The sequence below is a fragment of the Streptomyces sp. NPDC002643 genome (assembly GCF_053592555.1).
In genome coordinates, this window is sequence record NZ_JBSFVY010000023.1 from 1 (window position 1) to 13,818 (window position 13,818).

Here is a 13,818-nt window from a genome sequence, read left to right on the forward strand (position 1 = left end):
GGGTATCGCCGTCGACGTCTCCGGCTCCATGCGTGCCGCCTGCGCGCCCGTCGCGTCCGCTGCCTGGATCGTGGCACGCGCAGCAGCCCTGACCGGCCCCGACTCCCTTACCGCCACCATCGCCTATGACATGCACCTGACCGCATTGACCCGACCCACCCACCGAGCACCAGAGCGCGTGACGACGTTCGATGCCAACGGCGGCCACCACAACCTCGGCGACGCCATCGACGCACTCGACCACGGCCTCGAACTCAGGCGCCCCGGCGCCGGCCGCCTCCTCGTGATCGTCACCGACGCCCGGTACGGCAGCGACGAAACCGCTCAAGCCGTCACCCGCGTCAAGCAGCTCACGACCGCCGGCTGCGCCGTACTCCAGCTCACCCTCACCGCGGGGTCCCACCACTTGCCGGGGACCACCTTGCTGCACCTGCCCCAGCCCTCCAGCGCTCCCGTCGCCATCGCCACGGCGGCCACAGACGCCATCCGCAGGACACGCTGAGACGACGCAGAAGGCGGAAGCGTCCCCGAGACCACCGCCAAGCACTCCAGACCACCTCCGTCCGCCGCATGACTCGTGCATCTGATGCACGACCCCCCCGCAACGACGCAGGCCACCACCCCAACCGCCAGCGAAAGGCACTCCATTTGAAGCCCCAGACCAGCAGCCCGACCTCGAACGTAACGCCCACCAAACGGAATTCCCCGGGGGTCCCTCTGAAGTGGACTGTCGAGCACCGTTGCGGCCACGAGGTCGTCCATGATCTGTCCGGCCGGCCCGCCGACCGGCGGGCCGGGTTCGCCCGCTGGCTCGCGGAGAGGGACTGCACGGACTGCTGGAAGGCCACCCGCGACGAGGACGGCGCCGGCAAGGAGGAGTGGCTGGCCGCCAAGCGTGCCGCCGAGCAGCGGGTCGCCGCCGAGTGGGCCGCGCAGTTCGATATGCCGCCGCTCGAAGGACCCGAGAGGGCACTGGCCTGGGGTGAACGCTCCCGCCACCAGCTCGTCACCGCCGCCTACCGCGTGCTCGTGAGCGAGGGCAGCTGGGACGAGGCCGACTGGGCCGTCCTGGAGGACACGATCCGCGCCGTCACCCGCGCCGGATGGTGGATCGACCAGAGGGATGCCGAGGCCACCGACCTGCCCGAACTCCTGGACGCCGCCACATCCGACGACATCGGAAGCGAGAACCCGTTCCGGTAGACACGGGTCCTTATACCCGACGATCCCCGGTTACCGAAACCGGGGATTCTCCGGAGTCTTGTTCCTCCCACCGCCTGTCTACGCCTGCTCGTGGAAGGAACATCCTGCTGTGCCCGACGCCGTCTCCCGTCCTCTCCATGCCCCCGGTGACATCGTCACCCCCGAACGGGACATCACCCACCAGCACTTCCGGCCCGGCGACGAGGTCGTGATCCTCAAGGGCATCTCCGGCAACGACCTGTGGGGCGACGCGTACAGGGTCGTCACGCCCTCGTGGCACACGCCGACCGACGAGGACGGGTGGCGGCTGTACGACTCGGCCGGCGGGGCGCGCACCTACGTCACCGCGCACCCGCGCTACCTCGTCCATCTCTCCCGCCGCTGCCCCGACTGCCTCATCTACCAGCAGGCGCTGCGGACTTACCTCCTGCCGCGCCTGGCCGGCGCCGACGGGACCGTCGACTGCGGCTGGTACGCGCTCACCCCCCTCAACCAGGTGGTGCACGCCTCCGACGCCCGAGGCGGACGATGACCCCCGCCTGCGCCCCGGAGCGCACCGCGGCGTTGGCGAGCGCGGCGTCGATCGCCAACGAGACGGTCACCGGAACCCAGTGGCCGGTGCGACTGGCCGAGGCCCTGCGTGATCTGGACGCCACCTGGCAGGAGTCGGCCGAGGTGTGCGCCGACGTCGCCTGGCAGGCCCGCGCCACCGGGACCAGCGCGCTGGTCCTGCTCACCCCCGAGCACGCCACCGCCCACGGACCCGGCCCAGGCCCGGTCGTGGCGCGGACGTACCGGCACCTCTACCTGAGCGCCCTGCGCTACGACTTCCGGTGCCGCTCCATCGAAACCCTCCTGAACCAGGTGCCGTTGAGCGTGCTCGACGCAGACCCGTACAGCTGGGCGCTGTATGCCTTCGCGCGCCTGGGCCAGTCCCGCTCGGACGGTCTGGCCGTGATGGGGCAGGTCCTCGCCGCTACGCCGGATCACCCCAAGACGCTGCACGTCCTGCTGCACGGGGTGTGGCTGGGCGGCCTGCTGCCCGGCCGCGCGGACACCCTGCTCGCCCTCGTGGACCGGCTGCCCGACGGCGGCGACGGTGATCCGATCGCGCAGTTCCGCAAGGCGTCGGCACTGCGCGCGCTGGGCCACTACCCCCAGGCACACGCGGCCATCGAGCGTGCCCTGGAACTCCTGCCGCCGGGCCAGCCGGCCGTCCACGCCGACCTGGTGCGCGAACACACCCTGATCACCGCCGCGTTCGACCTGATCCAACTCGCCCCTCAGGGCAGGAAGCCCGACTCCCGATGATCATCCGTATCCGTCCGCGCGACTCCATGCCCTCCGAGCCGCTCGCCGAGGCCCTCGGCCGACCGGTCAGCGGCCACGAGGGACTGACCGAGTACACGGTGGTCGCCCACTGGCCGGGGCTGGACTATTGCACGCCCGACGACGAGCAGAAGACGTGGACGTCCGCCGAGTGGGCCGACCACCTGGACGACCCCAGCAGGTGGCACGCGTTCGCGGTCAGTCCGCAGGACGACCGTCGCGCCATCTGGCACGCGGACATCCGTCTGCATCCCGCCGACCGCGTGCTCACCGGTCCGGAGTGGTCCGAAATCGCCCACTGGCTCGCCCGCACAGCGGGTATCCAGCGGCCGGGTGACCAGGGCTGCCGCTGGATCGCCGTCCAGGCACAGCCCGGCCGCCTCGACCTGCTCGCCAACCTCATCCGCGCGGACGGCACCTGGACCCTGCACCACCACCGGCTGCCCGCGCTCCTGGCCGTCGAGTGCCGGCGCATCGAGGCCGAACTCGGGCTTCGCTCGCCCCAGGGCGGCGGCCCGGGTCCCGGGCAGAGCACCCAGTTCGCGCAGCGCGTCGCCGCACCGGTCAGCGGCGCGACGCCCGGCGCCGTGGACGCCACCGCGCAACTCGGCGGATTGCTGCGGCAGCTCGCCGACGAGAACACCGGTCCGCTCGCGACCGTGCGCGGTCTCGTCGAGCACACGGCCCACCGTCTCGGCCGCCTCCCGCACGCCTATGGCCCGGCCGCCGGACACCAACTGGAGCTGATCGCCCACCGCCTGCACGGCATCCAGCAGGACCTCGACGCCACCGCCGCCGTCCTGCCTACCCCGGAACGATCGACACCGTTTCCGGCCCGGACGGCCACCAGCCCCGTCATCGCGCCCGCCGCGTCGGGCTCGGCCAACGGCCGCCGCTGACCCCACCCCTCTTTAGCTTCTTCCGAGGAGACCATGCACGACCCCACGCCCGACACCGGCCTCGGCTCCTTCGCCGCCGTCCTCGCAAGCGAACTGCCCGGCGCCTGGACCAGCACGTATCACCCGGACCACGGCGGCACAGGCGACCACGACGTCCTCACCGACCAGGTGTGGGACATGAACGAGGTCGCCGACACCCTGGCCAGGCGCGCCGTGGACCACTGCGCCGTGCTGACCCGTGAAGACGGCACCCGCCTGTTCGTCGCGGAACGTACGGGGCCCGGCGAGGGCTACCTGATCGCAGCCATGGCCCCCGCCGAGGCGCCGGCCGAAGCCTTCCGTGGCGTCCGCGAGCCCGACGGCATCGTGGTGGCCGCCGATCCGTTCAGCGCCGCCGAGGACATCCGCTACGACCTGCTGCCCCGCTACGACAAGGCCCTCGCCCAGGTCCACGCCACTGCCGCCCGCCGCACGGTGCCATCGTCCGGCGAGCCGGAATCGTTGGTGATGACCTGGTCGGACGACACGCTCGTCGTCGAGCGGCCCGGCCGCGACGACATCGCCGGGGCCCTGGCCGAGGCCGGCTTCGTCCTCGACACCGCACGCGAGGTGTTCGTCCTGTCCGGCGACGACTCCGCCCACCAAGCCGCGTCCGTACGAACGGCCGGGCACCGCCTGTCCCAGCTCGGCGTCAGCGTCGTCCTGCGCCATCCGCCCGCCCGGCCCGCCCTCGGTACCGCCGCGACCGTGCCGCCGAACCCACCGGTGACAGCCCCGCAGCGCAGCCGCTGACCCGATCCCCCTGTGCCCCTCCCCACCCCCTACGTCCTGGCGGCGCCCGGCTACCTTGCCGGCGCCAACGCCTGGGACCACCTGACCGAATGGCTGCTGCGCGGCCACGGCTGGCGCGACGCATCCACCATCGACTACCACACCCTCCTGACCAGCCCCGACGGCTCCCTGCACGTCGGCCACGACCGCCGGGGCGCCTGGACCTGGAACCTGCACGCCACCAGCCCAGCCGGGCGGCACTGGACCGCAACCCTCGGCGCTCACCTGCCCGTCGAGTACGTCACCGCGCTCGTGGAGACCATGCTGCGGCCCCACACCGGCCAACGCGCCGACATCCTCGGTCCCTTGCACACGGCCGGCTGGACCACGGACGCCGAGGCCGCCGCGCCCACGGCGGTGTCACCGGATGGCCTGGTCCGCTTCGCCCAGGAGAACGCGGCCGACCCGTCGCCACACGCCTGGCACTCGGCCTGCACGGTCGACGGACACACCTGGTGGACCGCCGCCTTCACCGCCCACACCCCGCCCCGGCTCGTCGCCGCCTTTACCGACAGCCTCGCCTGCCGAGACCCGCTGCCGCGGATGGCCATCGGGATACCGATGTACCGCTGCGGGCCCTACACGCGCCGTACCCCGACCACCTTCGGCTGGGACGACGAGCAGGCACTGCTCGAAGCACGGATCGCCGAAGCCCGCCGCCAGCGTCTTCCCAGCGCACGGACCTCCGGGCCGCCGCCCCCGACCATCCGCATAAGGCCCACCCGCATGCACTGACCGCCCCTCCCCACGCTCCGCTCGTCACTCTCACTCCGGGAGCCTTCCGTACCTCTCACACCACGTCGCACTCCCGCGCCCATCACCTCTGAGCGTCCACCCCGCCTGGCCGTAGTCCTCTTCCGCCGCTACCTGCGCGCGGTCACTCCCAGCCCAGGCACCCGCAACAGCCTGCTGGCCGGCGGGCACCCCGAGGCCGCCCTCGACGAAACCCGCCGCCGGGACATGGACCTTCTCATCGACAGCTACCGCATCCGCCACCACAACTAGCAGTCCGCACCGGCCCGTTCAGGAGGCCCATGACCGACCCTTCATCCCACCCCGTACGCCTCGCCGAGCACATCGCCGACCTGCTCAAGACCCTGGACGGCCATCTCGCCCAGGCCGCCCCGCGCCAAGCGGCCGAGATCCTAGTCAAGGTCCTCGCCTACGACGACGGCGTCCTGGCCCTGGTGACCGACCTGATCGCCACCGGATCCCGCTTCGCCCAAGGTCAGGCGTACTGCGGCACGCTCCCTCCCGAGGTATGGCTCGCGATGGGCCGCTCCGCCAACGAACTGGGGCACATCAGCACGGAACTCGACGGGCACGCCGACACCCTCAAGCAATTCGGGGCACCCTCCGCCACCGCCGGTACCACGCCCGCGAAGCCCGTCCCCTCCGCCATGGTTGTCAGGAGGAGCCGCTGAACAAGAAGCAGCAGTGGACCGGCTGGGGGGCCGTAGGCCAGCAGGCCCAGCAGTTCTACCTCGTCGAGCCCCGCCATCTCGCCGGCGGCGGCGACCTGCGCCACATCACCGAGTACCTGCGCGCCTCCGGCTGGAAGGACAAGTCCAAGACCGGCGGACCGGTCGTCTTCGACAGCCCGGACAAGTCCGTGCGCATCGGATACGACCCGTTCACCCAGCCCGGCGGCTGGACCATCCGCGGGAAGCAGACCGCGCGCCAGGAAGCATGGCACGCCACCTTCGGCCGGCACACGCCCGTCGAGATCATCGCCGGTCTCACCGACGCCCTGTCCACCGAACGCACGGCGCACGCCCCCAACGTGTGGCAGCCCCTGCTGGAGCAGGGCTGGGAGACCGAGCGCGGCCGGCACTTCACCGCCCGCAGCCCGGACGGCGGCGCCTTCGTCCGCTTCCACCAGTCCGGCCCCGGGCAGGCGCACTGGTGGGCCGGTGCGCGTAACGAACACGGCCGGGTATGGGAGGCGTTGTTCACGCCGACCACGCCGATGCATCTGGTGCAGGCGTTCAGCGCCGCGCTCGCGGCCCCGGAGCCCGTGATGCGGCCCCTGGGCCGCGTTCCGCCCTCCCAACGGATCCGAACCACCTCGGTGTCCGTCCTGCTGTCCCAGCTCGGCGCGTGGCAGCAGGCGAGGATCACCGCCGCCAGGGCGGCCACGTGGGCCCGCCACTCCTTCGCCACCAACCGGTCCCGCACCCCGCCCGGCGCGCGCCCGTACGCCGGGCAGTCGGGCCGGGCCCGGTGAGCCACGAACGTTTCTACTCCCGCGTCAATGGCCCCACCGTTCACCAGTACAACCGCATCCGGTGGCTGGACGAGGTCACGCCACGGCACCTGGCCGGCGGCGGCGATCCCCGGCATGTGACCGAGTATCTGCTCGCCGCCAGCTGGAGCAACCACTCGGTGCCCGGCTATCCGCACGTCCTGCTGGAGAGCCCCGACCGGCAGCTCCATCTGACCCTGGAGCCCACCGCGCCCGAGCCGCGCGCGGCCTGGTGGCGCGTCCATCCCGCCGAACGGCGGGAGTGGTCCGCCCAGTTCGGCGGCCACACCCCTGTCGAGATCATCGCCGGGTTCACGGACGCCGTCACCAGCCACGCACTCGTCCCCCTCGGGGATCTGTGGCACCTGGCGGCTGGCCGGGGTTGGTCTCTGCTCCGCCAGGGACCCGAGATGTATGCGCTGTCGCCCGACGAGACAGCCATGCTGGCCGTGGTGCCGAACTCCGTCGCCTCCGACACACCTGAGTGGCGCTGGAAGGCGGAAGTCTTTGCTGATCGTCGGTGGCTGTGGGGCGCGTCGATCGACGAGGAAGCACCCCCGGCGGCCATCGCGGGCTTCGTCACCGCGTTGACGGACCCCGCACCGCTGCTGCGCGACGAGGGCCAAGAGCCCAGCGCCGCTTTCCACCGCACCGCAACTCGGAGCGCCGTCTCGCCAGAGCAGCTCCGGCAGATGCACCGGCAGCGGCTCGAGGTGGCCCAGCGCTCAATGCCGCACCCGCCCGGCCGGACCGCGCCACCAGGGCCGTCACCTCGCAGGAAGCGCCGCTAGCCGGGCGGAGCGCCCCGCCGAACTGTCTCACCACCCGTTTCATGCAAGGACGTTGATGCTCGCCTCCTCGACCCCCAGCCCGCCGACGCCCCCTGGGGAAACGGCCGTGAACGGACGCGTGCGCTCCCGCCGTAGTACCGCCACAGCCGTCGCCCAACCGCTCGCACGCTCGACGACACGCAGCCCGCGCTCGGGCAGGGCCCGCGTCGTACGGCCCGCAACCCGCAGGCAGGCGTGAGCGCGTGCCGGTGACCGAGCGGCAGCTCACCGCCTTCCGGCGCGATCACGAGTCGCACTTCCTTCACGTCACCAGCCCCCGGTATCTCGCTGGTGCCGGCGATGCCCGCCACATCACCCATGCCCTGCTCGCCGCCGGATGGAGCGTCACCTCCGACCCGGCCTGTCCGGAGACCCAGCTCACCAGCCCGGACCTGTCAGCCCGGCTGGAGGTGGCCAGCCAGTTCACGTCGAGCCGCTGGTGGCACCTGACCGCCAAGCCGCCGGAATCGACGACCTGGTCCGCCTCGTTCAGCCGGCAGATCCCGGCCGAGATCCTGGCCGGACTCACCGACACACTCCTCACTCCCGCCCCCGCCGACGCACCCGACCCGTGGGACCTCTTCCGCGAGGCCGGCTGGTGCGTCACCCAGAGCGAGAACGGCACTGGGCACGAAGCCCTTTCACCGGATCGGCGGGCGGTCGTCGAATACAGCCGACCCGACGACATCGAGTTCGCCTCCTTCACCTGGCGCATCCGCACGAAGAAGTACCCCGCCGCCGTCGGCGAGAGCGCCCTCGACGGCCCTGCGGTATGGGACGGCTGGCTCGACCAGCACACGCCCGCGCACGCCGTCGCCGGTTTCGTCACCGCCCTGACCAGCGCCGAACCCCTGCTGCGCGGTTGGGGCCAGCACGGCTGGCCGTTCGGCGTCCAGCACGAGCGGACCCACCGCACCGGCAGTGTCGTCGCCGACGCCCACCAGCAGCGCATCAAGAACATCCAGGCCCTCACCCGCGCCACCCGACGCCGACGCCCGGATACCGCCCCCTCCTCAGCCGCCCCCACCCCGGCCTCAGTGCCGACCGCAGCACGCCCCCGATGAGCAAGGAATACCCCTCCCTGACCGCCCCGCCTTCCTGCCCGAGCGTCCTCCATCACCAGCGCCTCAACCAGCTCACCGCTTTCGTGCGCACCAGCGAACAGATCCTGGACACCTGGGACACCTACTCCGACCAGCACACCGACCCCGACGGCTGGCCCCACGACGAAGACCCCTACGGACACCGTGCGGCCCGGCGTGACGCCGAGACCTGGGAGGCTGCCGCGCAGATCCGCCCCTTCGCCCGCGACCTGCTCTCCACCGCCGCCGTCCAGCTCCAGCATCTTCCCGCCCGTACCATCCAGCCGGCCTGGCCGTGGCATCTGACCGCGGCCGACGACGCCCTCGACCAACTCGACGCCGTCGAAGCCGACTGGAGCACCCACCTCGACAGCCTGCCGCCGGGTGCTGGGCCGGGGACAGCGGCATACGACGACCTGGTCGACGCCCGCAACGCCGAGGCATGGCACGCGCTGAACGAACTCGCCCTGCACACCCCGGCGATCCTCGCCATCCACGCCGCCGCCCAAGCCGCCCCGCCCCGCCTGGACGCCGTCGCGCCCCAGCCCGCGCCGACGGTGTCCGCAAGCTCGGCGACCGTGGCCCGGCGGTGAGGCGGATGCGTTTCCTGCCGCACGACGCGGCCGACGAGGTCCTCGTCTCCCCGCCCTGCCTGGCCGGCGGCGGGGACCCGCGCTGGATCACAGCAGCCCTCCACCAGGCCGACGGATGGCGCTACGACCACATGCCGCTGTCCCCGTACGTCCACCTCATCCGCCGCGACCAGCAGGCCGAGCTGAGCCTGTACCCGGACCCCGACGAGCCGTGGTGGACGATCCTCCACGCCGCCACCGGCGAACACCCCGCTTGGTACGCACGGTTCACAGCCCGCGTCCCGGTGGAGATCCTCGCCGTGTTCACCGACACTCTCACGGCCCCCACGCAGGTACCGGCGAGCGACCCCTTCGAGATCCTGTACGCGGCCGACTGGCTGGAGCACTCCGATCTCACGGCGTCGTCCCCCGACGGCCTCCTGCGGGTCGAGCGCGCCGACCACGGGCCCTGGCCGGGCAGCTGGTTCATCACCACGACGCTACCCAACGACTCGGACACGGTGATCTGGCGCGCCCACCTCGGCGGTGACACTCCGCTGCCCCTGGTCTCCGCCCTCACACGCGCCCTCACCGAGGTCACACCGCTGCGCCGCGATCCGGCCGCGATTCCCCTCTTCGTGCGCCCCCACCTGCAGACCGTCTCCGCACCGCCGCACTCGGACACCGGGCTGGATCCGCTGGAACAGCGCGTCCAGGACCTGGCCGCCCGCCGGGCCCGTCCGGCCCCATCCGTGCCACCGCACCGATCCGAGCCCCCAACGCGCCGTACGCGCTGACTCGGCCTCACGCCCTCCCCTCCCTGGACCCTGCCCGTGACCAACACCTCGCCCGCCTCCAGCAGCGACGGCTACGACCTCGCCTTCAAGGTGCTCCTCGGCGCCCTCGCCGTCGCCGTCCCCCTGTCCAACCTTGCCTGGCTGTGCGGCAACCTCACCGCCCGGATCACCGTCTCCGCGCCCTGGGCGCCGTACCAGCCAGTCCAGGCCCTGCTCCATCCGGCTCAGCTGTGGCCCCGGGCCGGGGAAACGTCCCTGCTCTGGGCCACTCGCATCATCCCCGTCACCACAATCACCGCTCTCGCGCTGACCGCCGCTGTCGTCTGGTCCCGGCACAAGACCGCCGGCGGCGGGCGGAAGAAGGTCGCCGCCCTGGCGAAGCCGAAGGACATCGAGCCGCTGATGGCCAAGGCGATCACCGCCAAGGCGCGTTCGCTTCGGCCGAGCCTGAAGACCGCCAAGCACATCGACCCGGCCGATACCGGCATCCTGCTCGGCAACCTACAAGGCACCCGCCACGAGGTCCGGATGGGATACGAGGACGTCGCCGTCGCGATCATGGCACCGCGCTCCGGCAAGACCACCTCCCTGGCGATCCCCTCCATCCTGGCGGCCCCCGGCGCGGTCTTGCTGACCTCCAACAAGGCAGCCGGCGACGCGTACACCGCCACCCTCGACGCCCGCGCCACCGTGGGACGGGTCTGGTCGATGGACCCACAGCAGATCGCCCATGCCGAGCGCCGGATGTGGTGGAACCCGCTCGCCGACGCCACAACCTTGGACGGCGCCGGCCGCCTGGCCGGACACTTCCTCGCCGCGTCCGTGGACGCGAGCCAGCAGGGCGACTTCTGGTCCAAGGCCGGCAGCAACATCCTCTCCCAGCTCTTCCTGGCCGTCGCCCTCGACGAACGCCCCGTCACGGACGTCATGCAGTGGCTCGCGTTCCCCGCCGACCGCACCCCGCTGGACATCCTCCGCGACCACGGCTTCGCCGCGGTCGCCGCCCAGCTCAAGGGAACCGTCGAAGGACCGCCCGAGACTCGGGACGGCATCTACGAGACCGCTCGCCAGTACGCCGCAGCCCTCCTGAACAGCGAGATCGCAGCCTGGGTCACCCCGCAGAAGGACATTCCCGAGTTCCAGCCGTCCGCGTTCGTCGGCTCCGCCGACACGCTCTACCTGCTGTCCAAGGACGGCGGCGGCGGAGCTTCCGCCCTGATCGCGGCGTGCGCGGACTCCGTGATGCGCGCCGCGACCGCCCAGGCCGAACGCGCCGGCGGGCGCCTCGACCCGCCCATGCTGGCGATCCTGGACGAGGCCGCCAACGTCTGCAAAATCAGCGATCTCCCCGATCTGTACAGCCACTTGGGCTCGCGCGGGATCATCCCGATCACGATCCTGCAGTCCTACCGCCAGGGCCAGAAAGTCTGGGGAGACGCGGGCATGGACGCCATGTGGTCCGCCTCCACCGTCAAGGTGATCGGCTCCGGCATCGACGATCCGGACTTCGCGGACAAACTGTCCCGTCTGATCGGCGACCACGACGTGGAGACCACCTCGACGTCCACCTCCGAGTCGGGGAAGTCGACCTCGGTGTCGATGCGGCAGGAGCGGATTCTGCCCGCGGACGCGATCCGTGCCCTGCCCAAGGGCACCGCATTGTGTTTCGCGACCGGCCTGCGGGCCGCCATGCTCGATCTGCGCCCCTGGTATCTGGAGCCCGGCGCTGACCAGTTGTCCGCCGCCTCCGCCCGCGCGTCGAAGGCCATCACCACGCGCGCCGTAGCCAAGCACGCACCGCAGCAAGATGACTTCGGGACGGCCGCGTGACAACTCCCGTCCGAGGCATGCACGGTGACCTGTTCGACCTCGGCAGCAAGACCGTGGCGCTGCGTGATGATCTGCGGAGCGCCTTCGACGCCGGTCTCCCCCTGAAGCTACGCGTGCTCGGGGAACTCGCGGACACAGCCGATGCGATCGCCTCCGGACTGCGCCCCTGGGCCGGCACGTGCCAGGTCCTGTCCCACACGCACCGGGAGGTCCGCGAGACGACGTCGCGGCTTGTCACCGCTGTTCACCACGTCGAACTCGCCTCCGAGCAGATCGTCGCCGGACTCGTCACCCACGGCCGCCGGCTTCAGCCGGAAGCCGACGGGCCGGGCCGGGACCGCCGACTCGTCGCTGCGGCTAGCAAGCCCCTGCACGCCGCTGGCAGCCTGCTCGCCCAGGTGCCAGCCGTGTGCACCCACGCCGTCGAGGCGCTGGCCTCCGTCCTGCCGCCCGCCGACAAGGCCACCACCGTCACAGCGCCGGCCGGGCGGCTCTCCCCTCTGCAGTACGCCGTGCTGCGCGAGGTCTCCCTCGGCACCGTCTACCTGTCCCAGCAGGCCAGCCACACCTATGTCTTCTGCGAGGGAAACCTGCACGTCACCCGGGCCACGACCAACTCCCTCGAATCCCGGGGCCTCGTCCGCCGCGAGGTCACCCACCCGAGTTTCACCAGCTGGCGCCTTCATCTCACCAAGACCGGTCGCACCAGCCTGCTGACCTGGCTCGCTTCCGCCCTCCCACACACGCCGACGGCACCACAGGCACAGGTCACCGCGGTCCGCCCCGGCTCACCAGGCAGGCCAGTCGGCCCGCCCTCCCGGTGACCGCGCCAGCATTTCGAGACCGGCTCATCACCCCGCGCCCCTCCCTTCCTCTCTCGTCCCCGCCCCGGAGGCGCCCATTCACACCCACGAACCAGTCGATCTGAACGCCATGAAGGCGCACGATGCCGTGGATGCCGTCATCGCCGACCTGCGCGACCATCGCATCACTGGTGACGGAGACGGACTGGTCACCGCCACCCGGCACATCGGCCTGCTATGCCATCTGGCCGTTCGCATGGCCGGCGACATCGAGTACCAGCTCGTTCCGAACGCCTCGGGCCTCTTTTCGGCAAAGGCCCTGGGGCAGACGACCGGGCACCTGGGCCGGGCCATCGCCCACTACACCCTGGCGCTTGCCCCTCTCGCCATCCTCGCCCGGCCCGGCGCTCAAGGCACGCTCCAGCAGCAGGTCGACGCGATCGACCACCACGGCCAGCTGCGTGTCCACGTCGACGACGCCAGGCAGGCCCTGGCAGCGGCCCGCGCCTGCCTCGGGGTGCCCCATCGCTGCGCGTCTGCGAACACGACCATCGCCGTGGCCGCGTCGGCCCCGGCCGTACGGCGCCTCTCATGACCATGGTGCCTGCGGAATCCCTGCTGTTCGACGTACCGCCACCGCGGACCCCCGTCGAGCGGCTGCTCCACCTCGCCGACCAGTACACCCGGCACAACGACGCCCTCGATCTCCTCCTGGACCCCGCGGCCCGACCCGAGCAGCAGGATCACGTCGCCTCCAGCCAGCGCCTGGCGTCCGCCACCCGCACCACCATCAAAGCGATCCAGGACGAACGGCTCTACGCAAGTACGGAGTTGACGGAGACCGTTGTGCGGTTGAAGCAGCTGGCCCTGCTCAGCGCCGCGTCAGCCGACCTGGGCCTCCAGGAGGCGCGTGAACTGACCGCCCTGGCTCCCGCCGCCGCGGTCGGCTGCGCCGCGAGTCTCTCCTGCGAGACACAACGACGCCGCTCGTCATCCGCCATCCCATCTGAGGAGCAGCTCACGGCGACCCAGCGCACGGCCCTGGAGCAGATCGCCTGCGGTCATGTCGTGGCCAGCAGCTCCCTGGGACGGGAGTTCACGCGCTCCCGCGAGCCCAAGGTCCTCATGAGCACGCTGCGGGCCCTGGAGTCGAAGGATCTTGCCGAGCGGAGCCCGGGCTCCGCTCCGGGTGCCTACCACGGCGGGCCACCCCAGGACCGCGTGCGCCTCACCTCCGCAGGCGTGACAGCCCTCGCCGCCGTCATCGGACTGCCCCTGACGGGCCCCCGCACCGCCCCCGGCACGACGCCCCGCACGATCCCCACCGCCAGCCGGGCAGCCACCCGAAGCCGCTGAACCACCTGCCTCCAGGAGCCATCTCATCTCCACGCCCCCGC

At 71.7% G+C, this 13,818-nt stretch carries 16 protein-coding genes and 1 pseudogene; all 17 read left to right on the forward strand.

Annotation, left to right across the window (positions count from 1 at the left end):
• Nucleotides 1-502: pseudogene (locus ACWD4G_RS30205) on the forward strand (hypothetical protein); the annotation flags it as partial.
• Nucleotides 503-717: 215 nt separating this feature from the next.
• Nucleotides 718-1,203, forward strand: coding sequence for a hypothetical protein (locus ACWD4G_RS30210; protein ID WP_451299252.1), 486 nt, complete (start codon nucleotides 718-720; stop codon nucleotides 1,201-1,203).
• Between the two features lie 109 nt (nucleotides 1,204-1,312).
• Nucleotides 1,313-1,735, forward strand: coding sequence for a hypothetical protein (locus ACWD4G_RS30215; RefSeq protein WP_451298950.1), 423 nt, complete (start codon nucleotides 1,313-1,315; stop codon nucleotides 1,733-1,735).
• On the forward strand, nucleotides 1,732-2,514 hold the full coding sequence (locus ACWD4G_RS30220; protein ID WP_451298952.1) for a tetratricopeptide repeat protein: 783 nt from the start codon (nucleotides 1,732-1,734) through the stop codon (nucleotides 2,512-2,514). Before ACWD4G_RS30215 ends, ACWD4G_RS30220 begins: the two co-directional genes overlap by 4 nt.
• A complete protein-coding gene (locus ACWD4G_RS30225; RefSeq protein WP_451298954.1) occupies nucleotides 2,511-3,431 on the forward strand; it encodes a hypothetical protein in 921 nt (306 codons plus the stop codon). The genes ACWD4G_RS30220 and ACWD4G_RS30225 overlap by 4 nt, the downstream gene beginning before the upstream one ends.
• Before the next feature lie 33 nt (nucleotides 3,432-3,464).
• Nucleotides 3,465-4,223 (forward strand): hypothetical protein, encoded by a 759-nt coding sequence (locus ACWD4G_RS30230; protein ID WP_451298956.1) that lies wholly within the window; start codon nucleotides 3,465-3,467, stop codon nucleotides 4,221-4,223.
• Between the two features lie 12 nt (nucleotides 4,224-4,235).
• On the forward strand, nucleotides 4,236-4,997 hold the full coding sequence (locus ACWD4G_RS30235; protein ID WP_365403817.1) for a DUF317 domain-containing protein: 762 nt from the start codon (nucleotides 4,236-4,238) through the stop codon (nucleotides 4,995-4,997).
• 299 nt (nucleotides 4,998-5,296) lie between these two features.
• Nucleotides 5,297-5,686: a hypothetical protein gene (locus tag ACWD4G_RS30240; RefSeq protein ID WP_365403814.1), complete on the forward strand. Its 390-nt coding sequence runs from the start codon at nucleotides 5,297-5,299 to the stop codon at nucleotides 5,684-5,686.
• A complete protein-coding gene (locus ACWD4G_RS30245; RefSeq protein ID WP_451299254.1) occupies nucleotides 5,683-6,489 on the forward strand; it encodes a DUF317 domain-containing protein in 807 nt (268 codons plus the stop codon). The genes ACWD4G_RS30240 and ACWD4G_RS30245 overlap by 4 nt, the downstream gene beginning before the upstream one ends.
• The gene (locus tag ACWD4G_RS30250) at nucleotides 6,486-7,298 is read left to right on the forward strand and encodes a DUF317 domain-containing protein (RefSeq protein ID WP_451298959.1); all 813 of its coding nucleotides are present in this window, start codon (nucleotides 6,486-6,488) and stop codon (nucleotides 7,296-7,298) included. Before ACWD4G_RS30245 ends, ACWD4G_RS30250 begins: the two co-directional genes overlap by 4 nt.
• Before the next feature lie 248 nt (nucleotides 7,299-7,546).
• Nucleotides 7,547-8,401 carry a DUF317 domain-containing protein gene (locus tag ACWD4G_RS30255; RefSeq protein ID WP_451298960.1) on the forward strand — a complete coding sequence of 285 codons (855 nt, stop codon included), beginning with the start codon at nucleotides 7,547-7,549 and terminating at the stop codon, nucleotides 8,399-8,401.
• Entirely contained in the window at nucleotides 8,398-9,012 is a 615-nt protein-coding gene (locus ACWD4G_RS30260; RefSeq protein ID WP_451298962.1) for a hypothetical protein, read from the forward strand. The genes ACWD4G_RS30255 and ACWD4G_RS30260 overlap by 4 nt, the downstream gene beginning before the upstream one ends.
• A gap of 5 nt (nucleotides 9,013-9,017) precedes the next feature.
• Nucleotides 9,018-9,788: a DUF317 domain-containing protein gene (locus tag ACWD4G_RS30265; protein WP_451298964.1), complete on the forward strand. Its 771-nt coding sequence runs from the start codon at nucleotides 9,018-9,020 to the stop codon at nucleotides 9,786-9,788.
• A gap of 36 nt (nucleotides 9,789-9,824) precedes the next feature.
• A complete protein-coding gene (locus ACWD4G_RS30270; protein WP_451298966.1) occupies nucleotides 9,825-11,618 on the forward strand; it encodes a type IV secretory system conjugative DNA transfer family protein in 1,794 nt (597 codons plus the stop codon).
• Nucleotides 11,619-11,635: 17 nt separating this feature from the next.
• Nucleotides 11,636-12,442: a hypothetical protein gene (locus ACWD4G_RS30275; protein WP_451298968.1), complete on the forward strand. Its 807-nt coding sequence runs from the start codon at nucleotides 11,636-11,638 to the stop codon at nucleotides 12,440-12,442.
• 109 nt (nucleotides 12,443-12,551) lie between these two features.
• Complete coding sequence (locus tag ACWD4G_RS30280; RefSeq protein WP_451298970.1) at nucleotides 12,552-13,016, forward strand: hypothetical protein; 465 nt, start codon at nucleotides 12,552-12,554, stop codon at nucleotides 13,014-13,016.
• Nucleotides 13,013-13,777: a hypothetical protein gene (locus tag ACWD4G_RS30285; RefSeq protein WP_451298972.1), complete on the forward strand. Its 765-nt coding sequence runs from the start codon at nucleotides 13,013-13,015 to the stop codon at nucleotides 13,775-13,777. Before ACWD4G_RS30280 ends, ACWD4G_RS30285 begins: the two co-directional genes overlap by 4 nt.
• The last annotated feature ends 41 nt before the right edge of the window (nucleotides 13,778-13,818 follow it).